The 312-nt window shown below is 64.7% G+C and carries 1 protein-coding gene; it reads left to right on the top strand.

Annotated features, from left to right (window positions below):
- Positions 1 to 312, top strand: a 312-nt coding sequence (locus A3728_RS19230) for an N-formylglutamate amidohydrolase (RefSeq protein ID WP_201722353.1), incomplete at both ends; no start/stop codon positions are given.

The following is a 312-nucleotide window of genomic DNA, read 5'->3' as shown; positions in this document are numbered from 1 at the left end:
AACAGGTCAGAGGATGAGCTGGACCCGGCCCTCATCGAAGGAGTGCGCAGGCAGGGGCACAACCCGCGCGTCGCCTCTGGGCTTGGCGTGATCCCGCGAGTGGTGGCCAATGGCCGCTCCATCTACAACGGGAAGATGTCCCAATGGGAAGCGCATCGGCGGATCAGGATCTACTGGAAGCCCTACCACGAGATGCTGCAGCGCCTGCTGGACAGGGCGCATGACCGGCATGGGCAGGCCATCCTGATCGATTGCCATTCCATGCCCCACGAGGCGATGGATGGAATCGCACGTTCCGGCGTGCGCCGGCCC

This window comes from Sulfitobacter sp. HI0040 (assembly GCF_001634885.1).
In the GTDB taxonomy this organism is placed as follows: Bacteria; Pseudomonadota; Alphaproteobacteria; order Rhodobacterales; family Rhodobacteraceae; genus Sulfitobacter.
This window is presented reverse-complemented; position numbering and strand designations above follow the sequence as displayed.